General features: G+C 46.5%; 19 protein-coding genes and 1 pseudogene. 7 read left to right on the top strand and 13 right to left on the bottom strand.

The features are described 5' to 3' along the window. The first annotated feature begins 2 nt into the window (after nucleotides 1-2). On the top strand, nucleotides 3-191 hold the full coding sequence (locus AC0VXX_RS13625; protein ID WP_475514671.1) for a hypothetical protein: 189 nt from the start codon (nucleotides 3-5) through the stop codon (nucleotides 189-191). A gap of 153 nt (nucleotides 192-344) precedes the next feature. After that, nucleotides 345-2,531, top strand: coding sequence for an OsmC domain/YcaO domain-containing protein (locus AC0VXX_RS13620; protein WP_475514670.1), 2,187 nt, complete (start codon nucleotides 345-347; stop codon nucleotides 2,529-2,531). A gap of 160 nt (nucleotides 2,532-2,691) precedes the next feature. Here the strand turns inward: AC0VXX_RS13620 and yghU are convergent. Further along, nucleotides 2,692-3,551: pseudogene (gene yghU / locus AC0VXX_RS13615) on the bottom strand (glutathione-dependent disulfide-bond oxidoreductase). A 302-nt stretch (nucleotides 3,552-3,853) separates the two neighbouring features. On the opposite strand from yghU, the gene AC0VXX_RS13610 reads away from it, so the two are divergent. Next, entirely contained in the window at nucleotides 3,854-4,102 is a 249-nt protein-coding gene (locus tag AC0VXX_RS13610; protein WP_475514669.1) for a hypothetical protein, read from the top strand. Between the two features lie 47 nt (nucleotides 4,103-4,149). Here the strand turns inward: AC0VXX_RS13610 and AC0VXX_RS13605 are convergent, their stop codons facing one another. Genes AC0VXX_RS13605 through AC0VXX_RS13590 form a run of 4 tightly spaced genes read right to left on the bottom strand, consistent with a single transcriptional unit; the run spans nucleotide 4,150 to nucleotide 6,930 of the window. After that, nucleotides 4,150-5,244, bottom strand: coding sequence for a 5-(carboxyamino)imidazole ribonucleotide synthase (locus tag AC0VXX_RS13605; RefSeq protein WP_475514668.1), 1,095 nt, complete (start codon nucleotides 5,242-5,244; stop codon nucleotides 4,150-4,152). After that, nucleotides 5,244-5,726 carry a 5-(carboxyamino)imidazole ribonucleotide mutase gene (purE, locus tag AC0VXX_RS13600; RefSeq protein ID WP_475514667.1) on the bottom strand — a complete coding sequence of 161 codons (483 nt, stop codon included), beginning with the start codon at nucleotides 5,724-5,726 and terminating at the stop codon, nucleotides 5,244-5,246. Before purE ends, AC0VXX_RS13605 begins: the two co-directional genes overlap by 1 nt. Before the next feature lie 9 nt (nucleotides 5,727-5,735). Beyond that, nucleotides 5,736-6,668: a sodium-dependent bicarbonate transport family permease gene (locus tag AC0VXX_RS13595; protein WP_475514666.1), complete on the bottom strand. Its 933-nt coding sequence runs from the start codon at nucleotides 6,666-6,668 to the stop codon at nucleotides 5,736-5,738. A gap of 1 nt (nucleotide 6,669) precedes the next feature. Beyond that, nucleotides 6,670-6,930: a hypothetical protein gene (locus AC0VXX_RS13590; RefSeq protein WP_475514665.1), complete on the bottom strand. Its 261-nt coding sequence runs from the start codon at nucleotides 6,928-6,930 to the stop codon at nucleotides 6,670-6,672. Between the two features lie 135 nt (nucleotides 6,931-7,065). On the opposite strand from AC0VXX_RS13590, the gene AC0VXX_RS13585 reads away from it, so the two are divergent. Beyond that, the gene (locus AC0VXX_RS13585; protein WP_475514664.1) at nucleotides 7,066-8,010 is read left to right on the top strand and encodes a LysR family transcriptional regulator; all 945 of its coding nucleotides are present in this window, start codon (nucleotides 7,066-7,068) and stop codon (nucleotides 8,008-8,010) included. 4 nt (nucleotides 8,011-8,014) lie between these two features. Here the strand turns inward: AC0VXX_RS13585 and AC0VXX_RS13580 are convergent, their stop codons facing one another. The 8 genes from AC0VXX_RS13580 to AC0VXX_RS13545 form a co-directional block, all read right to left on the bottom strand. Beyond that, nucleotides 8,015-8,335 (bottom strand): DUF1840 domain-containing protein, encoded by a 321-nt coding sequence (locus AC0VXX_RS13580; RefSeq protein WP_475514663.1) that lies wholly within the window; start codon nucleotides 8,333-8,335, stop codon nucleotides 8,015-8,017. Between the two features lie 188 nt (nucleotides 8,336-8,523). Further along, entirely contained in the window at nucleotides 8,524-10,470 is a 1,947-nt protein-coding gene (locus AC0VXX_RS13575; protein ID WP_475514662.1) for a TRAP transporter permease, read from the bottom strand. 187 nt (nucleotides 10,471-10,657) lie between these two features. Next, entirely contained in the window at nucleotides 10,658-11,599 is a 942-nt protein-coding gene (locus tag AC0VXX_RS13570; RefSeq protein ID WP_475514661.1) for a TAXI family TRAP transporter solute-binding subunit, read from the bottom strand. 488 nt (nucleotides 11,600-12,087) lie between these two features. Further along, nucleotides 12,088-14,157, bottom strand: coding sequence for a M13 family metallopeptidase (locus AC0VXX_RS13565; RefSeq protein ID WP_475514660.1), 2,070 nt, complete (start codon nucleotides 14,155-14,157; stop codon nucleotides 12,088-12,090). Between the two features lie 457 nt (nucleotides 14,158-14,614). After that, nucleotides 14,615-15,688, bottom strand: coding sequence for a PepSY-associated TM helix domain-containing protein (locus AC0VXX_RS13560; RefSeq protein ID WP_475514659.1), 1,074 nt, complete (start codon nucleotides 15,686-15,688; stop codon nucleotides 14,615-14,617). Between the two features lie 350 nt (nucleotides 15,689-16,038). Continuing rightward, nucleotides 16,039-16,488, bottom strand: coding sequence for a hypothetical protein (locus AC0VXX_RS13555; RefSeq protein WP_475514658.1), 450 nt, complete (start codon nucleotides 16,486-16,488; stop codon nucleotides 16,039-16,041). A 396-nt stretch (nucleotides 16,489-16,884) separates the two neighbouring features. Next, nucleotides 16,885-18,087 (bottom strand): IS256 family transposase, encoded by a 1,203-nt coding sequence (locus AC0VXX_RS13550; protein WP_475514657.1) that lies wholly within the window; start codon nucleotides 18,085-18,087, stop codon nucleotides 16,885-16,887. 567 nt (nucleotides 18,088-18,654) lie between these two features. Further along, nucleotides 18,655-19,059: a GreA/GreB family elongation factor gene (locus tag AC0VXX_RS13545; protein WP_475514656.1), complete on the bottom strand. Its 405-nt coding sequence runs from the start codon at nucleotides 19,057-19,059 to the stop codon at nucleotides 18,655-18,657. 1,282 nt (nucleotides 19,060-20,341) lie between these two features. Here AC0VXX_RS13545 and AC0VXX_RS13540 point away from each other — a divergent pair. The 3 genes from AC0VXX_RS13540 (at nucleotide 20,342) to AC0VXX_RS13530 (ending at nucleotide 23,120) form a co-directional block, all read left to right on the top strand. Beyond that, nucleotides 20,342-20,464, top strand: coding sequence for a hypothetical protein (locus AC0VXX_RS13540; RefSeq protein ID WP_275426004.1), 123 nt, complete (start codon nucleotides 20,342-20,344; stop codon nucleotides 20,462-20,464). A 672-nt stretch (nucleotides 20,465-21,136) separates the two neighbouring features. Beyond that, nucleotides 21,137-22,339, top strand: a complete 1,203-nt coding sequence (locus AC0VXX_RS13535) for a GGDEF domain-containing protein (RefSeq protein ID WP_475514655.1) — start codon at nucleotides 21,137-21,139, stop codon at nucleotides 22,337-22,339. Nucleotides 22,340-22,439: 100 nt separating this feature from the next. Beyond that, nucleotides 22,440-23,120 (top strand): energy-coupling factor ABC transporter permease, encoded by a 681-nt coding sequence (locus tag AC0VXX_RS13530; protein WP_110457539.1) that lies wholly within the window; start codon nucleotides 22,440-22,442, stop codon nucleotides 23,118-23,120. Nucleotides 23,121-23,436 lie beyond the last annotated feature (316 nt).

Here is a 23,436-nt window from a genome sequence, read left to right as displayed (position 1 = left end):
TTATGCTTGGTACTAGCCTTATTGCTGTTGGGGGTTATGTGCATAACCTTAGCGAAACGATAGAGGCCATGGGCGTTAATGGCATTATTATCAGTGTGATATGTGTCGCCATCGGCATGGCGCTGTCGTTATCGACTAAGACGTACCTCACCTTTGTGTTAGTGAAGCGCGGATCTGAGCGCAACCTTTAACCACCGACCCCAAGCCGCTGTATTTCCAGAGCGCTAACTCACTTAATGGGCTTTTTGGTAATTAACCCAAGACTAATGGGTTAAAAACACCGATAATTCACCTCAATGTAAGTTTTTTGGCCGCTTGGCCGCGCACGACACTGGATATATTCAATGGAAATCAAAGTTAATTTTCTCGACAATCTCAGACTTGAAGCCAAGTTTGACGATTTTACCGTTACCGCCGATCAACCGATCCGTTATAAAGGTGATGGTTCTGCCCCTAGTCCTTTTGATTATTTCTTAGCTTCATCAGCCCTTTGCGCGGCCTATTTCGTTAAGGTGTATTGTAAGGCGCGTGACATTCCCACCGACAATATTCGCCTGTCACAAAACAATATTGTGGATCCTGAAGATCGCTACAACCAAATTTTTCAAATTCAGGTTGAGCTGCCAGATGATATCTCCGACAAAGATCGCCAAGGTATCTTACGCTCTATCGAACGTTGCACCGTGAAAAAAGTGGTGCAAACCGGCCCCGAGTTCAAAATCGAAACGGTTGAGAATCTCGACGCCGATGCCAATGCCATGTTGATGGGTCAGCCCGATGGCGAAGCGAACACCTATATTTTGGGTAAAGATCTGCCGCTTGAGCAAACCATTGCCAATATGACTGGCATTTTGGCCGATCTTGGAATGAAGATTGAAATCTCATCATGGCGCAATATCGTGCCAAATGTGTGGTCGTTGCATATTCGTGATGCTGCCTCGCCCATGTGCTTTACCAATGGTAAAGGGGCGACCAAAGAGAGCGCATTATGCTCTGCATTGGGTGAATTTATTGAGCGCCTAAACTGTAACTTTTTCTATAACGACCAGTTCTTCGGTTTGGATATCGCCAACAGCGAGTTTGTGCATTATCCCAACGAGAAATGGTTTGCGCTCACCGATGACGACGCGCTGCCTGCTGGCCTGCTCGATGACTATTGTTTAGACATTTACAATCCAGATGATGAGCTGTGTGGCTCGCATCTTATCGATACCAACTCAGGCAACATTGAACGCGGCATCTGCACCATTCCCTATACGCGTCGCTCCGATGGCGAGACGGTTTATTTCCCGTCGAATTTAATCGAAAACCTGTTTTTAAGTAACGGTATGAGCGCGGGTAACAACCTGCAAGAAGCCGAAGTGCAGTGCTTATCAGAGATTTTTGAGCGTGCGGTTAAGCGTCAAATTATCGAGCAAGAAATTGTCCTACCCGATGTGCCTATGCAGGTGCTAGAAAAGTACCCCAGTATCCTTGCTGGCATCAAGGGGCTAGAGGAGCAAGGCTTCCCTGTGGTGGTGAAAGATGCCTCATTAGGCGGTCAGTTCCCGGTGATGTGTGTCACCTTGATGAACCCGAAAACTGGCGGCGTATTTGCGTCATTCGGCGCGCATCCGAGTTTCGAAGTGGCCTTAGAGCGCAGTTTAACTGAGCTATTACAAGGTCGCAGCTTCGAAGGCCTTAACGATGTGCCTAAGCCGACCTTTAACAGCATGGCGGTGAGTGAGCCAGAAAACTTTGTTGAGCACTTTATCGACTCGACTGGGGTGATCTCGTGGCGCTTCTTTAGCAGTAAGCATGACTTTGAATTCTGCGAGTGGGATTTCTCTGGCACCAACGAAGAGGAAGCTAAAGGGCTGTTTGGCATCTTAGACACCTTAGGTAAAGAGGTGTATGTGGCTGAGTTTGATCAACTTGGCGCATCGGCTTGCCGTATTTTAGTGCCTGACTATTCAGAGGTTTATCCTGTCGAAGATTTGATTTGGGATAATACCAACAAGGCGCTGGATTACCGTGAAGATATCTTAAACCTGCATACCTTGAGTGATGATGAGCTGGTTGATTTAATTAATCGTTTTGAAGAGAGTCAGCTCGATAACTACACAGATATTCGCACCCTGATTGGCATCGTGTTCGATGAAAATACCGTGTGGGGCCAGCTAACCATTATTGAGCTTAAAATCCTTATCTATCTTGCACTCGGTGCTCATGATGAGGCGCTGGAGCTGGTGGGCGACTTCTTGCAGTTTAACGATAATACGGTTGAGCGTGGCTTGTTCTATCAAGCGGTTAATGCGGTATTGGAAGTGACTTTAGACGAAGCGTTGGCGCTTGAACATTTCATCCAGAACTTCAACAGAATGTTTGGTGAAGCCGTGATGGAGCAAGTGGTTGGCTCGGTCAACGGTGACATACGTTTCTCTGGTTTAACCCAAACCAGTATGCAGCTTGAAGGCATAGAGCCACACCTGCGATTGATTGAAAGTTATAAGAAACTGCATCAAGCCCGTAAAGCCAAAGCTGGACTTTAATCATGGGCCTAACCACGAGTCTATGCATGGGCCGGCGCTATTAACTGCGTTAACAGATGTTGATGCTTGACCCCAAAAAAGCGAGCCTAAGGCTCGCTTTTTTAATGATGTGTTTTAACTTACGAGCCACCGATTCATGGCGTAACCACGCGACGTTAGCCTAAGGGCGCAGACTTAACACTTGGTCTATATCGCTGGCGCTGTGGCGCTCATGGAGTTGCTCCCACGTTTCACCCCATGTGCGGTTGACGATACGACCGCGCTGCACTGCGGATCTGGCGGCGATATTGTTGGCCCAGCGAACGACATGAGTATAAGAGTCTACCGCTAAGAATTCGGCGGCGTCATATAAATGGCCAAGCACTAAGTTGCCGTACCAAGTCCAAATGGCCATATCGGCAATGCTGTATTCGTCGCCTGCAATGTAGGTGTTGTTGGCTAACTGTTTATCTAGCACGTCTAATTGGCGTTTCACTTCCATGGTGAATCGATTGATGGGGTACTCAATCGCTTCAGGCGCATAGGCATAGAAATGGCCGAACCCGCCACCCAAGTAAGGCGCCGAGCCTTGTAGCCAAAATAACCAATTGAGTGTTTCAGTGCGGGCGGCGTGATCTTTAGGGATAAAGTGGCCAAATTTGTCGGCTAAATAAAGCAAGATGGCGCCCGACTCAAACACTCTTATCGGCTTATCACCTGAGTTATCGACGAGGGCAGGAATTTTCGAATTGGGGTTGATGGCGACAAAGCCTGATGAGAATTGCTCGCCCTCGCCAATATCTATGGTGTAGGCATCGTATTCGGCGGCGCTAACACCTTTAGCCAAGAGTTCTTCTAACAAGATAGTGACTTTTTGGCCGTTAGGGGTGGCTAGAGAATGCAGTTGCAAAGAGTGCTTGCCTACTGGCAAAGCTTGTTGGTGTCTGGCGCCAGAGTCGGGGGGCGATTAATACTGGCCCATTTGCCGCCGCTCTCTTTATCCATTGTCCATACTTTGGGGGGCGTATATTCTTGTGTCATATGATTTCCTTGGTTTTACTGGCGTGATACTGATTAATATCGGGATGTTTAATCTCAGTTAAACCCCTAAAAGTTATTTTTAGTTATAACACTTGGCTATCGATCCCAAGTATTAGTTATAAGTGGCGGATAAACGGCCGCATATAGAATATCTGCTGCCTTAGCCAATGATGATAGCGCAATACTGATAGTTCACATTGTCCCCCACTTTGCGGTAAAGTACGCGGCTCAAAGTGATACAGACTTGGCTAGACTTAGATTTGAGTTGGTGGACAGTCGCGACGACAAGAGTAGTGAAATAGATGAATAATGAACACGATGTGATCGACAATTTAGCCGAATTACGCCGCTTTATTGCCGCTGTTGAGCAGGGTGGCTTAGGTTTAGAAGGGGTCGTTGGGATTGGCATGGCGACCAATAATGCCGATGGTCGTCCCTTTGTGGCGGTGTTTGGCAATAACCACAAGTTATTGCTTGCCCGTTGGGTAACCCAAGAGGTGTTTGATACGGGTAAAGATATTGTCCGAAATGGCGCCCAACCACAGCATTAAGTGTGATTGAGCGACAGCCCTAAAGCGCCTTTGTCTGACGAGTGGCGCTAACGGGGTAGGCTAGCTTCAACTTGTGCGATCTGCTGCTGTAATTGCGCATGGTCGTAGGCATTAATGTTGATATGGCCCACTTTGCGTTGAGGTTGCGGCGTCTTGTTATACCAGTGCAAACTGGCATTGGCGGTAAGCGCCTCCCTTGGCGCTGCAGCTGTGCCCAGTAAATTGAGCATTGCCGTAGCGCCTTGAGCTTGCGTTGCCCCTAGCGGCAGACCTACTATCGCCCTGAGGTGGTTTTCAAATTGACAGGTCATGGCGCCCAGCTGTGTCCAGTGGCCGCTGTTATGCACTCTAGGAGCCAGCTCGTTAACCAGTAGTTTATCTCCCACCACAAATAACTCCATGGCGAGCACGCCCACATAGGCTAGGTCGTCAAAAATCGCCCGCATATAATCTTCGGCGGTTTGTTGCATCATAGGCGTTATCCCCTGAGCTGGGGCGATGGAGCGCACTAAGATCCCTTGATGGTGCACATTTTCGGTTAGCGGGTAAAACTGGGTTTCGCCCGTCGTACTGCGCACACCGATAAGCGACACTTCTCGGTCAAACGCTATCCACTGCTCTGCCAGATAGTCCGTTTGGGGTGGGCTGGCAGCGAGCTGTGCTAGTTGTCTATCATCTTTGACTAGCCACTGGTTTTTGCCGTCATACCCGTCATGTAGGGATTTAAGCACCATGGGTAGACCAATCTCTTTGGCGCTTTGGTTTAAGTCTATACCGTAGCAAAAAGGTGCACTAGGGATCTGCAGTTGGGCTAGCAGCTGTTTTTCCTCGATACGGCTTTTGCAATGGGCAACGCTATTGACGCTCGGCGCGATACGGCAAAAAGCGGCTAAGCCTTGCAGTAAGTTGAGGTCGACCTGCTCCTTTTCCACCGTGAAAGCATCAGGCTGACCTAAGGCATCATAAAGGTCTGCAAGGTTATCACCCGCTTGCCATGGGGCAATCAGTCCTAAACCTTCTACGCAGCTTAAATCCGTATCGCTGCCAGTATCGGCCACAAAGCTAAACTTGAGCCCCAAAGGGAGCCCCGCCAGTGCCAGCATGCGGGCTAATTGACCGCAGCCAATGATGCCAATACGCATTATTCTACCTCCAAAGGCACGCTGGCAGTTTGTGAAGCTCTCCAATCGATAAGCCGCTGAGTTAAAGCGCTATCACCTAGTGCCAATATTTGCGCTGCCATCAGGCCGGCATTAAAGGCACCCGACTCGCCAATAGCTTGGGTGGCCACCGCAACACCTTTAGGCATTTGCACGATAGACAGTAAACTGTCTATCCCTTTTAAGGATTTGCTCGACACCGGCACCGCAATTACGGGCAGGTGGGTCATCGCGGCAGTCATGCCGGGTAGATGTGCAGCGCCGCCAGCGCCGGCAATGATCACCTCTATGCCCTCTTTAGCCGCATTATGGCTAAATTCGACCAGACGCTCAGGGGTACGATGCGCCGATACCACTTGCGTGTGGTAGCTTATCTTTAGTGCATCGAGCACAGTGGTTGCATTTTTCATGGTGGGCCAATCACTCTGTGAGCCCATAATTATTGCGACTTTAGCTTGTGTCATTGCTGCCTCTTAAGTTGTTAACCAATGTGTAAATAGTGCGTAAGTGGGGATACCAACCAATACGTTGAACGGGAAGGTGATCGCTAACGAATAGGTGACCGACAGGCTATGGTCTGCCTGGGGAATGGCAACGCGCATCGCCGCAGGCACCGCAATATAAGATGCGCTGGCGCCTAAGGTGGCCAATAAGATAGCGCCGCCATTGGACAGCCCTAAATAGAGCCCCAGTAAACAGCCGATAAAGCCGCCAATTAAGGGCATGGCCACGCCAAATGCCAGAATAAAGCTGCCCGTCTGTTTTAGCGCCTGAATTCGACTGGCCGCCATCATCCCCATCTCTAATAAGAACAATGCCAAGACACCATGGAACAGGTCAAAGAACAGCGGTGTGATAGAGCCTATTCGGTCGGCGCCCCAGTAACCAATAACCAGCGCCCCCACAAGTAGGATTAAGCTTTGATTACAAAAGACTTCATGCAGTAACACGCGCCATTTTACTTGCTGGCCTTTTTCTTGGGCAAGGGCGATACCGACGGCAATCGCAGGGATCTCTAGTAACACCACAAACAGCGGGAAATAGGCTTCATAACTGATATTTTGCGATTCTAAAAATGCCACCGCGACCGCATAGGTACCAATGCTTACCGAGCCATAATGGGCAGCAATAGACGCGCTATCGGCGCGGTTGAGTTGGCCGATAAAGCGTAAAATGGGAAAGGCGATAAGTGGCAATATTAATCCCATTGCGATGACCCACATCGACTGGGGTAATAGTGCGCTAGAGCCATGTTTGGCTAGCGCTACGCCACCTTTTAGGCCGATGGCGATTAATAAAAACAGGGTCAGAGTTTGATAGAGCGCCTTAGGAAATTGCACATTGGATTTTAATAATGTGGCTAACGCCCCTAAGATGAAAAAAGCGATGGTAATGTCGAGTTGCATATTAGCTTCCGCTTAAGTTGGAAGTGTTCTTGACCTGCGTTGTTGACGCCAGAGGCTGACGTTGGGGGCGCGATGATGAGGTGAGTCGATTGAAAAGAGTGACAGTGCACAGGGTAAAAACCGCGCCTGCAGACAGAAGCAGTCCGCCACCATTGTGGCCCTGCATGCTAGCCACACCGCCAAGTGCGCCCACTCCAGTGGCAACGAGTAAACTAAATAACAGCGCGCGGTCCTGACGTATTTGCTCAATGATCTGTTTCATCCCATCCTCGCTTGTTTTGCAGCCAATTAACATCGGCAATTAAATTGATGCGGTAATCTTGCCAAAAACAGGTTATATATAAAAATAGATATTTATTGGTTAATATATAGATAAAAATCTATGCAAGGGGTAGCCATGTCACTCAGATTACAAGCCCATTTAGGCACACTGCGGCAGATGGAGATTTTGTTAGCGGTATATGATAGCGGCAGCGTCAGTGGCGCCGCGCAGCAATTACACCTGACTCAGCCGACAATCTCGATGCAATTAAAAAAACTGGCCGATGTGATCGGGCTGGCTTTGTATAACATCGTGGGCAGAAAAGTGGTGTTTACCGAAGCAGGATTAGAAGTGGTGAAAACTGCCACCGAGGTATTAGACAGCTTTTCTCGCTTAGAGATGTCGTTGTCTGACATGGGGGAGTTGAAGTCGGGAACGCTTCGCTTAGCGGTGGTGACTACGGCAAAATACTTTATTCCGCACCTGTTAGGGCCATTTTGTAAGCGTTACCCCAATGTTAGCGTGCAATTAAATGTGGGCAACCGCCAGCAGATTATCGAGCGGCTTAAGCAAGGCATTGATGATTTTTATGTATTTAGTCATCCTCCTGGCGATCTAAATACCGAGAGTATCGAGTTTTTTAACAATCCACTGGTTGCCATAGCCCATGAAGAGCATCCGCTGGTACAGCAAGCTGAGGTGTCATTAGCCCAGTTATGTGAGGCGCCTTTTTTAATGCGTGAGAACGGCTCAGGTACCCGTTTAGCCATTGAAAACTTCATGCTCCAACAGGGCGTTAAGCTTAATGTGAAGATGACTATTGAGAGCAACGAAGCCATTAAACATTCGGTGATGTCTGGTTTAGGGGTGAGTATCTTATCGGCTCACACCCTCACGTTTGGTGGCCATATGGGGCTGGCCCAGCTGCGGGTGAAATCTTTGCCTATCAACTCTAACTGGTATTTTTTGTGGCTAAAATCGAAACGGCCCTCAGCGATAGCGCAGGCCTTTTTATCCCATGTACAGAGTGAGGGGCGTGAAATGCTGCTAACCGAATTGGCCCGTTGCGAGCCGATTTAAGGTGTTACTCCCACATGACGTTGTCTTGGGACTCTTGTGCCGCCTTGAGTAATTCGATAAGCGGCAAGGCGCGGTGACGCAGGCTGACATCAGGGGCGTCTTCATCTTCCTCATTATCGGCATCGTGCTGCGCGCGAGTCGCTTCGGTAGCGGCTGGCAGCGCCGTTACGGCGGCCGATAATTTTTGTAATGCAGCAGGCACGTCAGCGGCCAAAATCGCGCCGGGCACAGTGGTGCTGTGGCCCATCATTTGTAATAAACGGGTCGCAACATCGCCAAACATGGTGATATCTGAATAGTACTTTGTCTTAAATGTAACCAACATGGCAAACCCCTTAAGTGTCGCGGATGATTGATGATAGCAGGTTAACTTTCAGTATGATGCCTTACTCATGAGCCGACCACTTAAATCGCAATTTTCATGATAAGTTTATTCTAGGTCATTATCTTAGGTTATGGCATTAGCGCGACAAGGCATGGTTACGACTACCTTGGCGCGCTCATCCGCGGCGGTTAGTGATTATCTGAACGCTCAATCACATCGCGGCTTTGCCACTGTATGGCTAGCAATACCAGTAATGCTGCGACACCAGCTATGCCTAAATTAAATGGATTAAATAGCACTAAGGGGACGATAAACAGGGCCACTAATCGCTCTATTAGGGTCAGCTTGCGCAGCATATAGCCTTCGATAGCGATAGCCAATGCGACTATGATGGTGCTGGTTTGTGCTATCGCAAATAGAAAGCCTAGCCAGCTAACATCGGGATTAAGCAGATCGGTATAAGCCATCATGATGGGGATGATAAACAGACCACCGGCTAACTTAAACGCTTCTACCGACGACTTCATTGGGTTGGCGTTTGCCACCCCGGCGCCAGCGAAGGCGGCTAGCGCGATAGGTGGGGTGACATTGGAGGTCTGTGACAGCCAAAATACAATCAGATGGGCGGTCAATAGCGGTAAGCCAAAGTCGCCCAGCATAGGCACGGCCATCACGGCCAGTACGATATAAGCCGCCGTTACCGGTAAGCCCATTCCCAGCACTAAGGCCACAATGCTGACCAGCCCTAGCGCTATCAACATATAGCCACCGGAAAAATCCATTACAAACTGCGTAAACTGCAAGCCAATACCGGTTTGGCCGACAACGCCAACAATGATCCCCGCCGCGCCACAAGCCACCGAGATTGGCAGCGCCAATAGCGCCCCGTTTTTCATGCCTGAGATAAATTTACGTAAGCCGATGCGGCTATGTTTACGCAGCCCTGCGGTTAATAAGATTGCCGCGCAGCCTGCCACGCCCACCAGCAGCGGTGAATACGCGAGCATCAGTAGCACAGTGATCAGCACCAAAGGAATAAGGTGATGGGCGCCATCTTTCATGACGGTGATCACCGCTTCAGTGCGGCTTTGAGCCTGCAAGTTGAGCTTACAGGCCATCAGATGCACATAGAGCAAGGTACAGAAAAAGTACAAGATGGCAGGTGCTATCGAGGCTAACATGATGTCGCTATAAGGCACGCCAGTAAACTGCGCCATAACAAATGCGCCAGCGCCCATGATAGGAGGCATGATTTGCCCACCCGTGGAGGCTGCGGCCTCAATCCCCGCTGATTGCTCCGGGGTATACCCGAGCTTTTTCATCATGGGAATAGTGACCGAACCTGTGGTAACGGTATTGGCGATGGCCGAACCTGAAATGGAGCCTAACCCCGCCGAAGCCAGTACAGCGGCCTTTGCCGGGCCACCGCGGTATTTTCCGGCAATCGAAAAAGCCAGATCGATAAAAAACTTACCGGCGCCTGTCACCTCTAAAAACGCGCCAAATAGCACAAAGATAAACACTGTGGTGGCGGCGATCCCTAAGGCCGAGCCGAACACGCCATTGGCGGAGTAAATCTGAAACTGGATCAGCTCTTGTAACGAATAGGCTTTAGTCGCTAGCGCCCCAGGTAACATATCCCCAAAAGCGCTATAACTGAGAAAGAGTAGTGCTATCAAGACCATAACCGGGCCTACCGTGCGGCGACACCCCTCCATCAATAATCCCAGCAAGGCACAGCCCGCAATAAGATCGGCGCTACCTAAGCCATACAGCAGATGATCGATATCGTTGTAATCAAATATCCACAGACGGTAACCGGCAAACACGGTGGCAGCGCACAATAGGAGGTCGACCACACGCCCAGGGAGATACAGCTTGCTATAGCGGTTGGCGACTAGCGGATAATGTAAAAAAATCAGCACTAACACCCAAGTGAGGTGGATAGGGCGAAAGTAGGTGGCCGATATTGTCGAGGTAATACCTTGCCAGAGCTGAAATGCCGAGAGTGCGACAGCAATGGCGAGGATCCCATAGCCAAAAAGTGTCACTATGCGCTCAAATGGCATAGGTCTATCGCTCGCAAGTGGTGCGTCACTGCGATCTGCAGATGCATTATGTTCAACTGCACTCATAAAAAATCCTTCATTAAACGGGAATGTTGGCGGCTACGCAGCGGCGCTAGCCCACTTCATTATGTTACTAGGCAATATAAGCTGACAAAGGCAACTGTGTAGTTGCCTTTGTTAGTGATGCCAATGTTCGATAGGTCCGTTTCGCGGGGGACACGCATCGAGCATCAGCTCAGTGATGCCCTGCGCTTTACTTCGCGCTGGCGCCTTTAGCAATTGAATCGAAATATTGCTGCGCGCCAGGGTGCAGTGGCACTCCCTTTAGGCGAAACGCATTTTCAGGTGTAGTGGCTTCGGCCACTTTAACCACTTTACGTACTTCGCCCATGTTTTCGAATGCCGCTTTGGTTAAGTTAAACGCCATTTCATCGCTCATCGTAGCGCTCACAACCAATACGTTCCACACACTTAATGTGGGGACGGCGCCTACTTTGTTGTAGACATTTTCAGGGATAGTGTAGCTGCTGTAGGCTGGGTATTGCGCCATGAAAGCCGCACTTTGCTCATCAGTGATAGGGATAAGATTGATATCATGGGTCAGTGCCACTTGGGTCACTGCGCCCACCCCTTGACCGCCGACAATAAAGCCTGCGTCGATTTGGCCATTGGCCAAGGCGTTAGTGGTTTCTGAGTAGTTAAGATAAACCGCATCGATATCGTTTTTGATATCGATTCCCATCGATTCGAGCAATGCTGCAGAGGTTACGGCAGTTCCACTGGCTGGCGCCCCTAACGAGATACGCTTACCTTTTAATTGGTTTAGAGAGGTGATGCCCGATTTCTTGAGACTGATGGCATGCACTAGGTTGGGATACAGCGCAAACAAGGTGTTGACCGGCATGGCGCTCTTAAATTTACCTTCGCCTTTGTAGGCATCGAGTACCACATTGCCCATGGCGATGCCGGCAATCATGTCGCCACGAACCACTTTAATGGTGTTCTCTACCGAGGCGGCGGTGACTTCCGCTTTCACATTTACATCGTCAACATGTTCAGACCATACTTTGGCTAAGGCGCCACCAAAGGGATAGTAAATACCGCTTTGGCCGCCCGTTCCGATGGAGTAGTTTTCGGCATGAAGTGCCGTTGGCAGCATAAGCAGTAGAGCGAGTGCTAAGATGCGATTAATCATAGTCGTTTCCCTTTTTCAATCAAACAGTGAATGTGACTGCAATAAAATTGTTTTAAATCTTATTGTTATATTATTTTTGTGGTTTATTAGCTGATGCCGACGATAGTTTAGCTCCCCTTGGTGTATGTAATGACTCAAGGTCGTCAGCGTGAATATATTAGGCGATAAATTTGCTTACTTGTTGCAAGAAGTATCTTAATTGGTAATGGTTTCTGGTTTTTAATGTTATTGATAGTCAGTTAATACGTGATTGATGTCAAGTTACAGGGCTGTGGCTGACTAAAGTCTGTGCAGTAGCGCAGATGATTTTAAGGTGATTTTCGAGTTCAGTGAGGCACAAATGCGGGTAAAGTTGGGCAGGAATAGACATGTAAGCCATAAAAATGCCAGTCATAGTGACTGGCATTTTAGTTTAGTTGCGTGGTAATAAGCGACATTGCTCGGCAATTGCTTAGCTATTACTTAGCTTACGCTTGTCTTGCTTGGCATTACCAAATGCGCACGCGATCTTCTTCGCTGAGGTATAACGCATCGCCAGGCTGCACGTCGAACGCCTTGTACCATGCATCATGGTTACGTGGCGCAAGTGCGCGATAACGGCCCGGTGCGTGAGTGCCGCCGCGCAGTTGGTTGAGCATGCTCTGCTCGGTGCGCTTTTCTTTCCACACCTGCGCCCAAGCCAAGAAGAAACGTTGATCGCCCGTGAGGCCATCGATGATCGGTGCTTCTTTGCCATTTAGGCTGAGCTTATAAGCATGATAGGCCATGGATAAACCGCCCACATCACCGATATTTTCCCCTAGGCTGTTGCGGCCATTAACGAAGTTATCTGGGATCGGTTCGTATTGACTGTATTGCTCAGCAAGACGATCGGCTTTGGCATCAAAGGCGGCGCGGTCTTGATCTGTCCACCAGTTACGTTGAATGCCATTAGCGTCAGACTTTGAGCCTTGGTCATCGAAGCCATGTCCCATTTCGTGACCAATAACAGCGCCAATGCCGCCATAGTTAACCGCAGGATCGGCGTTAGGATCGAAAAACGGTGGCTGTAAGATGGCCGCAGGGAAGACAATTTCGTTAAACGAGCTATTGTAGTAGGCGTTAACGCGTTGTGGCGTCATGCCCCAGCGGTTACGGTCGGTTTTTTCTAGCTCTTTAGCGACGCTATCGGCTCTAAAAAACTCTCTGAGATTAGTGACATTGGTGACTAAGTCGGTGCGACTTAGGGTTAAGCCATCAAACTCTTGCCATACATCGGGATAGCCAATTTTGGGGGTAAAGGCTTTGAGTTTGGCGTGGGCGTTGACTTTGGTATCATCGCCCATCCAGTCGAGCCCATCGATGCGCTCACCTAAAGCAGTGCGTAGGTTTTCAACCAATTGTGCCATCTGCTGCTTAGATGACTCAGGGAAGTAGCGCGTGACGTACACTTTACCAATAGCAAAGCCCAGTGACTGTGTGCCAGACATCTGCTCTACAGCGCGCTTCCAACGTGGACGAGGCTCTTGCTGACCACTTAAGGTTTTGCCATAAAAGTCAAAGTTAGTGGCGTAGATATCTTCCGACAAAAACTCGGCATTGTTACTGATGGTGTGGAAGGTGAGGTAATCACGCCAGATAGCCAAATCTTCATTATTAATTAAGGCGATCATGGCGTTAACAGGCTCAGGCTGAGAGATATTCAGCTGCGGGACTTGGTAGCCAGTTTGGGCAAAATAGCGATCCCAGTTAAAATCTGGATATTGTTTACTTAAGTCTTCGCGTTTAATTTGATTGAGGGTTAAGTCACGGTTGCGACGCTTCTCTCTAGGCCACTGGCCTTCGGCCATCTTGGTTTCTAACGCTAAAATTGCCTCGGCGCGCGCTTGGCCATCTTTGATGCCAGCAAAAGCCAGCATATCGGCAATATGAGTCACATAAGCCTTGCGAATATTAACGAAGCGTTCGCTATCTTCTAAATAGTAAGAGCGATCGGGTAAGCCTAAGCCGCCAGCGCCAATGGACATCTCATATTGGTTGGGGTCGAGGCGATTAAACCACATACCACCACCAATGGGTGAGGTGCTGCCGATAAGCCAAGACTGACCAAACAGGGTCGTTAAATCGTCGGTAGAATCGATAGCCGCAATGCTATCTAAGGTGGGCTGGATAGGGGTGATACCAAGTTTATTGATGGTATCAGTATCCATATAGGCGTTATAGAAGTCGGCAATCAGTTGCTCTTCGGCGTTAAGGTTATCGCGAGCGGCGATATCATCGATGATCTCTTTGACTTGTTTCTCGCTGCGCTCGGCTAATGCGGTAAATGCACCATAACGAGTCTTATCGGCTGGCATCTGGTAGTTGTCGTACCAAGTACCGCTGGCATACATAAAGAAGTCATCGCCAGGTTTAACGGCTAAGTTGCGCGCCGTTAAATCGACCCCAAAACTGCCCAGTTCGGCTTGCTTGCTTGGGGTGGTGACTTCACTTTTTACATCGCTGGTATTTACATCAGATGTGCCACAGCCACTAAGAAAAGTGCTGGCCAATGCGATGGCTATTAAGGGTTTTTTCATTGTTTTATATTCTTCCTTGCTGGTGGTAGCTTGTTGATTGATGTTGTTTATCTTGTAAGACTGTCAAAAAATGTCAACCGTATAATTGTTAGCAAAGTTTTAACCTACAACAACACGGGGCCAAGTGGTGGGTCAGAGGAGGTTATTGGGAGATTAAGCTAAGAGGGACTCTTGGGTTGGAACTGGGCTGGAGCGCTTAGGGGATATGTTACCGCACCTTATGAATTATTCTGCTGAGCCTTAAGGTGCTTATATTGGTAGATGTGCTGATTGGCCAAGACAAGATTTGCAGATTGATACAAACCTTCATGTCCGTGGGCGATACCAAACTCATACCACTGATGGGCCACAATACCACTCTTGGGCCGGTAGTGGCGGTTGGCAAGGTCGGTAAAAGTGGGAGATTAGCAAGAAGCTCAGATAGCGGGCGGCTATCTGAGCCAGGTGGCACTAATCGTTAACCATTAGGCTGGGTATTGAGTGCATAACTGCGGTTACGTTTAAAGGTGCGGCGACAAAAAGTCACTAAGCTAAACGATAAAATCAGTGTGCCGACACAAGATACTAAGGTGATCAGCACAACATAGCTCAGGGGCATATTGAGCGCATCATGCAGTGGTCTAACAAACGTCGCTATTTGACCCGAAAGTCGTCTGTCGCTGTGTTTGAGTGCAGTCTGAATGATACCTTGCTGATAATTCATACTGATTTGGTCGGCTTCACGTAACCAGACATCGCTGTGGCTATCAAAGCGTATGCTGTAGATGAGCTCGGGTGTCTTGTTGTTACGCGGCTTACTCACGGCGACCAACTGAGATTCAGGCCAAAATTGCTGCGCGGTATTCAATTGGCTGAGCCAGTCACTTTGTTGGCTAACAGGATATGGTATATCCGATGATGGTGCTGATTTTACTGCATCGATCCACAGCCCTTTGTAAGTAATTAAAAAGCCGCTAATGCACAAAATAAATAGCGGGACAGAAATAAATAATCCCAGTTGTATATGGCTTTTTACCAAGCTGCTGGAGCGAGTGTTACGTGGAATACTTTGTTTTAGCCGAAACGACTTGCGCACACGCCACCACAGATAAATACCGACCAAGGTGATTGCGCCGCCCAGCAGTGATGCCCAAGCGTTAGTGTACTTACCTACATCGCCGAGTAAAAAGTTACGATGTAACCAAAAAATGGTGCTGTAAAAGGGAATGTCGGCAGAGGCACTAACAGACAGCTCATTGAGCTGATTATCGAATGCGATAGACTTGCCGCGCATCGATGCTTGAATATAGGGCTTATACTCGGTTGGAAAGCGTACCGTGGTCATTTCAGGGTAACGTTCAAATAGCGACTGCAGAGCAGTGGCTTTCTGCTCAGTGGATAAGGGCATAAATGTTTGCCCTTGGTTATCGAGCCGCTTAATGATGTCGACACTGCCTAAATACACTCCTGTGGTCAATACCGTTAGCATGGTGATGCTGACCGCAAAACCGACCCAATTATGAAACCACTTTAATGCTGGTACTAGATTCATGTTGTTCTCGCTCTACACAGCGGCATCGCTGGCAGATTCTCCGTGACTAATTTTACGAGGCGATAATAAAAAGCAGGATTGCTGTTTATGGTTAAGCCATTATGTAAACTCAAATAATTTATGAGAATGATAATTAGTCTCAACAAGGAATTCAATTAAAGAAATGTAAAGTTGAGTGGTTTAGCTCACAAATTATAAGGGATGGGCCACAGCAGGAGGTGCATTGCGTTAATGTTTGTGGGTGAGGTGGGTTGTTGAGGTTTATCAACAGAGCTAAAGCGACCTGTATTATTGCTAGGCAGGTCGATATTAGGTAAGTCCTATTTTTATCCGTTATTTATGTTGTGCGCTTACTTCAGGATAATTTCGCGCATTCGATATTCACCCGTGAGGGTTCTCACTTCTGGGTACTTTGCTGAGATCTCTTCAGACATTTTTTTATCTGTCTCAGTCCATTTTTTCATAAAGGCATCGTATTTTTGCTTGTTAGGTTCCAGATCGCTTGAGTTTTCGAAGGTGACCACTAACAGCATGTTAAAATCACCGCTGGTGGGGAGATCGCTGCCATAAATTTTCCAATCTTTAATGTAACCAAGTTCTTTTTGAATTTTTGCCGCTTTCACCCAGCTCTCGCGCAGACCCGCCAAGTAAACATCGCTCATGTTAGGATCGATACGAACGGTAGTGATGCTCATGATCTCGCTGCCCAGTTCATAATCTTCATAAACTTCTAGCCTATCTTTGGCCATAAGCGAGCTACTGAATAAGGCACACAATAAGATAATTAATAAATTTTTCATTTCATTTGCTCCTGTGAGTAAGGTATCTGAATGCTCATTCGAACCTGTGCTGCATGAGCCTTAATGAGTATAGTCAAGCTCAAGGTTATCGAGGCAAAGGGTTAAACCTAGGCATTAATCAGTTAAGTAGACTTGATGTAGGTAGAATTGATGGTTTAAATGGCTGGCTGTCACTTTGATAAATCGAGTATTACTTCATTGTGGAGTGTTACAGGGAAGAGAGAGGTGGGGTTGTTATAATGCGAGTAAAAAAGGAGCCTAACAGTCATTGCTCAATGATCTGTTAGGCTCCGATGACTTACCTATTTAAAGAGGCGTCTGCCTTAAGCATAATTTTGATGCTTGCAGCGATAAACTAATCGGAGAGGCCGTTCAAAATTCTGTGTCAGGCTAAGTTTAAATCTCTAGCACGCTGTCTAAACGTCCTTCAAAATAAATCGCTAATTGAGATAAACAAAGGCTCCAATTGTGAATGGGCATTGTCCATTTATTCGATGCGTTCAATATGCCAGTATAAAGTAGCTTCAACAAGCTATTTTCATTAGGAAAAGCGCCTTTAGTTTTGGTTAATTTCCTAAATTGACGATGAACTGCTTCCACCGCATTGGTGGTGTAAATCACTTTTCTGATGTGCTCTGGATACTTAAAGTAGTGCGATAAATTTTGCCACTTTCGGCGCCATGATTTGATAACTAATGGGTAAGCATCCCCCCATTTAACCTCCAGCTCATCTAACGCTAACTCCGCCGCTTCCTTGCTCACAGCGCGATAAACACACTTTAAATCGGCCATGAACGCTTTCTGATTTTTCGAGGCGACATACTTCATTGAGTTGCGTATTTGATGAATAACGCACAGCTGCGTCTCTGTGTTGGGGAAGATACTGGCGATGGCTTCAGGAAACCCTGTCAGACCATCAACACAGGCGATAAGGATATCTTTTACACCGCGATTATTAAGATCGGTCAGCACAGATAACCAGTAATTAGCCCCTTCATTTTCAGATAAATGCAGGCCGAGTATTTCTTTTTTACCTTGCATATTAAGGGCTAGTAGGGTGTACATCGCCTTGCTGATATAACGCCCGTCCTCTTTGACTTTGTAATGTATCGCATCGAGCCAGACAATCGGATAATGGCTGTCTAGTGGGCGCTGTTGCCAAGCCTTAAGTTCAGGAATGAGTTTGTCTGTGATAGCGTTAATGGTCGCGTTAGAGACATTAATGCCGTACATTTCTTCGACGTGCTGATTGATGTCACGGTAGCTCATCCCCATGCTGAACATCGACAGCACTTTGCGATCGATTTCATCGGTGAGCGTGGTTTGATTCTTTTTAATCAACTGAGGCTCAAAAGAGCCATTTCTATCGCGAGGTGTGTCTAACTCAAAGCTGCCAGAGGGATGCTTAATCGTTTTAGCCATCTTACCATTCTTGCGATTAGGCTGTTCATCCTGGGCCAAATGCTGCTCAAGTTCGGCTTGCAAGGCAGCTTCGGTAAGTTGTTTAATCAATGGGCCAAGAATACTGTCTTTGCCTGTGAGGCTTTTACCGGCTTGAAGATCTTTAAGGGCTTGTTCAAAGTTAAAAGGTTGAGTCATGTGTCATTCCTGTTTTTGTACAGTTTACTGAAATGACACAGAATTATGAACACTACCTAATCGGACGACTTTTGGCGCTCGCGTTTATCTCGACGTTTCTCTTTTAATGAGCGTTGTGGCGCTTTCTTTGCCTTTTCTTTACTCATGGATATCGACTCCAACGTTTAACTCGCCATCAAATACCGCGCCGTTATTCGATTTTGATCGCTTGGGCTCAATTATTATTTCCAGCTTAAATTGAGGCGTTATACAAATTAATCCATTTGATAGTTAAGGTTAACCTCACTGAAGCGTTACAACATCTGTATCGCTTCTAGTGATATCTTTGGGCGCTTACGTTAAAAGCGCTGCCATGCTGTTGAGTAAATGTCGCCCAAAAATGCGGTTAACGGCTTAATGATTTATCAAGTTAGATTAATCTTCACGGCCAATAAATGCCTTCAAAATAACATCTCCTTCTTCATGAGCATGTCAGCCTAAGCCTTTTGCTCTGGGTTATCGACGTTCGCCGCCAGCCGCCACTAACAGCGAGTAACATAAGCATGGTGCCACGGAGCTGAGCATGCTTTAGGGTGAAGTCGTGCGGGCCTTCTTGTTACTCGTCACCTGGGTGATCATAAAGAGCACAGGTTTGCCTAAAATATTGACTTGTGCCATCTCCCCTTTAGACAGCCCAAGTAAGCTGGCGCCTAAATCAGAAATGACAGAAAAACGTCCAGCGCTGGGCTTGTGTTTGGGCGGGTAGACCAGTTCTATATGATATTCTTGTTGATCTTGCATATTCACAAGCTTTACTTGGCGTCCGACACAGATTTTATCGCTTGCGGTATCATCTTGAAGGTCATCTAATTTAGCGATAACACCCGCTAGCGCAGTGGGCCGCAAAGAAGCATTAAAACTATTCTGCAAATAATAAGATTCAGTTTTTAGTGTTAATGTCTGAAATACATTTTTTAAGAATGAAAGAATCATATTTCCTCTAATTTTATAAAGGTGAATAAAGATTAATTCGAGGTTTAAGTTCGCTGACTTATATCGATATTAATGAGTTTTTATTTATGCCGAGCGCTGGTTGCGCCCGGCTTACACTGGGAATATAAGTGAGAAGCGTGTCAGCGTGAAAAAGTTACAGCAAAAGGGGGACGCTGACTTTTTGGATGAAAATAGTGATGAAAATGCATCGGTAAACATAGTTTTACATCTCCAGTCGCTGTTAATCGGGGTTGTGTTTATAGCTTTTCTAGAACGAGCATTCACTCTGAATCTAGCTATAGCCAGTCTGTTGCTCTACATTTTATGACTGTAAGTTAGCATTTGTAATCATAGTTTTGGCATTTGATACCATTATTTCATGTCGCACCTTGCCCACATTCTGAATCTTGTCGCGAAAGAGTGGATAGTCGTGACGGCGTGAACAAAGAAAATGAGTACCTGTATTAAAGCTGGTTGTGTTTACGACAGGCTTATTTTCCAGATTTAATTACTAACGATTAAATCAACTATTAATTACGAGTTAACTTTAGTTGTTTAGCGTTTTATTATTCAGCTTTACTTATGAGTGGTGTATTTTGCAACCAACTCATCTATACCTTATGGTAACTAAAAAAATAAAGCAAGTCTGATTTTTTCTATGGTGTGTTTTTTATATTTTTTTAAGTAATTAGTACGATGGTTTTAAATTAATGGTGTAGTTTTTAGTATTATTAATGCCGCCTCGATAAGTAGTAGGGTATTATTTTTTGGAGATGTTTTTTTGAAAAAATTAGCTGAATGATATTTGGCAAACGTCAATTATCAGGCTGTGCAGCAGTATAATGGTATAAGGCCTAGTCTTTAATGTGGCAGGGCATAAACTTTGGGGGGGAGTTCTTGAACGTTTGGCCATTGGCTAATCTGTGACCCATAACCCGTGTTGATGACTTATCTTCGATGCTGATGGCTTGAGTCGATGAGACCGATTTACTGGCGTTTTCCTTAGAACTGTAACATATAGGATTAGCTTAACTTATTCTAATGAATCACTGGTTTTTATCGCTGAGTTTAGTGCTAGTATGGAGGGGTCTTAATGCACAGGTAGGAAACTGACATCACACCAATTTTAACTAATTAAATTAATGCGTTGTATTAATAGTGTGTATTGCATATTGAGTAAGTAACATACGTTTACTTCAGGACATCAAACGCTCGTTAAAATGACTAAGCTGTGAACGGTTAGCCCTAGCTAAGATGCCCCAGTAAACACTGGAGCGAAAAAATGAGTAAAGAACATAAAAGCGGTAAAGAAAACAAGAAACAACCTTTAAAATCGGCCAAAGAAAAACGCAACGATAAATTGGCAAAGAAAGCCAATAAAGGCTTGTTTGACAAGATTAAGTAACCAAGATGGTATTAGCGTTGTGCGCGTGACACCTAGTCACTGGCAACGATTGTAGGATAGAGGCTGGCAGATACTGCTGGCCTTTTTGTTTTTCGCTTTGCCTATTTGTGGCTTTCACCGCCTAAATTCGCTTTCTGTAGAGTGTTTTACTTTGTCAAAAAGTGAATCTTTACAAAGCAAGTTATCCAGTTAGACAGTGCCTCATTTCGAATCATCGCCCATAACGAGACTTGGCTTCAGATAACCCGGTATTACATCATTTGAGCATGTTTATGGTCGATGTTCCTGCGCAGTGGCTGTATGTGGGTATCAAATAACCTTGCAGTACTCAATGATTAACTCGGCAGCATTACCCAAGAGGTGAAGCGTAACGCATTAATAATCTGGCACATTGCTTATAATGATCCGAATTTGACTCAGCTTTTATTGAGCCATTAGGCTGGCTTCTGTGTTGGTGCGCAGTGGCATTTCAGACAGGCATTTTATTTAATAGAGTCGCCAGTACTTTAGCGCCGAGTCGAAACGGTCGCTTTGGGTCAGTTGCATCGTCCAGTTTGTCTATTTTGCTGTGTTGAATTTTGCTGGGTTGAATTGGGCCGCCACATTTTACAGGCAGGTATTGACTACTTGTCTGCATTATCTATGTTGAATATGGTGATTATTGGAGAAATTTTGAGTCATTTTTATCACTCTTGCCGCTATCTGCTTGCCCCGTTATTGCTCACCGGCCTGTTATTGGGCGCCATCGATTATTTTAGTGCTCGCTGGATAGGCTGGCTCGATACCATACAGGTGATGCCCTATTGGTTACTCGCTATTGCGGCGCTGATCGCGCTGCAATTTAATCGTAGCCGCCTCAGTTATATCGCCAGCTTATTATTGCTGTTTTATGCGCTAACCCAGCATGGACTGCTAAGTAGTGACACTTATCAATGGGTGTTTATTGGCGGCGGGATCATCACTGCAGTATTTTGTTTCATTAAAGACCGAGGTTTGCTCAGTATCCATACTTTGGTACGTCTTGGGATTATTGCGGCGAGCTTTTTAGCGGCTTATTTATGGTTATCTCTACTGGAGCATTCTCCAGAGATGGCGCAGCAGGTGCGTGAACGCTATCTGCCGTTCTTGTCTGCCAACGGTTTAGCTACATTGCCGGTATTCTTAGCTGGTGCTGTCATGTTGTTCAAGCTAATTAAAGACAGTAATTTAGTGCATACGAGTCTTGGACTTACCTTTATCGTCTGGCTGATGCATTATTACGCTGCTGACTGGCAGTCGTTGGCGGTGCAGCTCAATATGATCGCCGTGTTCCTGTTATTGACTGTACTGTTTGACTCTTATTTTCTGGCTTATCGCGATGAGCTTACCGGCTTGCCTTCGCGTCGAGCCCTGTTTAATCTTAGTTTGTCCTTAGGTAGAAAATACACAGTCGCCATGGTCGATATCGATCATTTTAAAAAGTTTAACGATACCTATGGCCATGATGTGGGTGATCAGGTGCTTAAGCTAGTGGCGGTAAAGTTGTCGCAAGTCACCGGCGGCGGTAAGGCATTTCGTTATGGTGGTGAAGAGTTCACTATTGTGTTTGCGAATAAGCAGGCTAAACAGGTTATTGAGCATCTCGATGCGGTGCGGCAATCGATAGAAGATTACGACATTGTACTCAGAGAAACTAAGCGTAAGGCCAATCAGAATAGTAACGCCAGTAAAAATCGTAATAAAAAAGCGGTCGATAAACAGCGTATTGTCAGTGTTACCGTATCGATTGGGTTAGCCGAGCACCTTGCAGATCAAAGCTTCGAACAATGCATGAAGCAGGCCGATAAAGCCTTGTATAAGGCCAAGAAAAAAGGCCGTAACCAGGTGTGTGCTTAACGGAGCATTAAGCCATAATCAGCTGAGCAATATTGCACTAAGGACCTGAGTCATGACGTATCTCAGTTTATGATGGAGCCTAGCGCTGATGGGAGGGGGCATGACGGAGTTTTTGCTACAGCGGCTTAGCGATATCGATTGGCATTTGGGCGGTGCTCAGTTGTTGGCGATGTTGCTACTGCTCGTTTGGTTATGGGCTATTTGGCCCAGCACTGATATAAAGGCGCTGATCAACGACAAAGCGTTGCAATCACGGCTGTTATTAACCGCCTTTGCCATTAATGGATTATGGTTACTCGACGCCAGCATTACCGATGGCATTCACCTGCATTTTTTAGGTCTAGTTACCCTAATGTTGATGTTTGGTTGGCGTATGGCCACTGTGATAGCGCTATTGCCCGTACTGTTTTTTACCACCTTTATTTTGCAGCAACCTTTTGACTTTGCATTTTATGCATTGGTTGCCATCGCCTTACCTTTGTTTCTCTGTTATGCCGTTTACAGCAAGGTGTATCAACACTTACCGCATCATCTGTTTATCTATATTTTTTGTGCCGCCTTTATCAATGGGTTGCTCTCTATGGTGTTCCATATGGGGGCTTGGTCTGCTTGGCTATGGTTAAGTGGTGATTACCCATGGGATTACTTAGTAGATAACTATTTACTCTTAATTCCTTTGTTGGGCTTTCCTGAGGCGCTACTCAACGGTATGGCTGTGACCATTATGGTGGTGTATCGCCCGCAATGGTTATATGACTATTCAGACAGACATTACTTTTAGTTGCGGCTTAAAGCATAATATTTGCTGGGTCTGCAGGGCGATTTTTTGGTATCATAGCGGCCAAATTAACGTAGCGATCTCAGCATTGATCACGGTAAGTGGCTTGATACAAGACGTAAATTGAAATAACTAGTTATTCTAATTATAAAATTTACCACGCCGTTGCAGCGTATTTTAGCCATTAAGCAAGATCTGATAATGAATGCGATTGCTATTTTTAGCCCTTTTGATTAATGGGCGCCTGTGATTTGAGGTCATGCCCAGTGGCTTGGCTCGAACACCCTAATTCACTGCTGCTTGAGCATAAGCTTGGCAG

Source organism: Shewanella sp. QJM3NY_23 (assembly GCF_056173105.1).
This window is presented reverse-complemented; position numbering and strand designations above follow the sequence as displayed.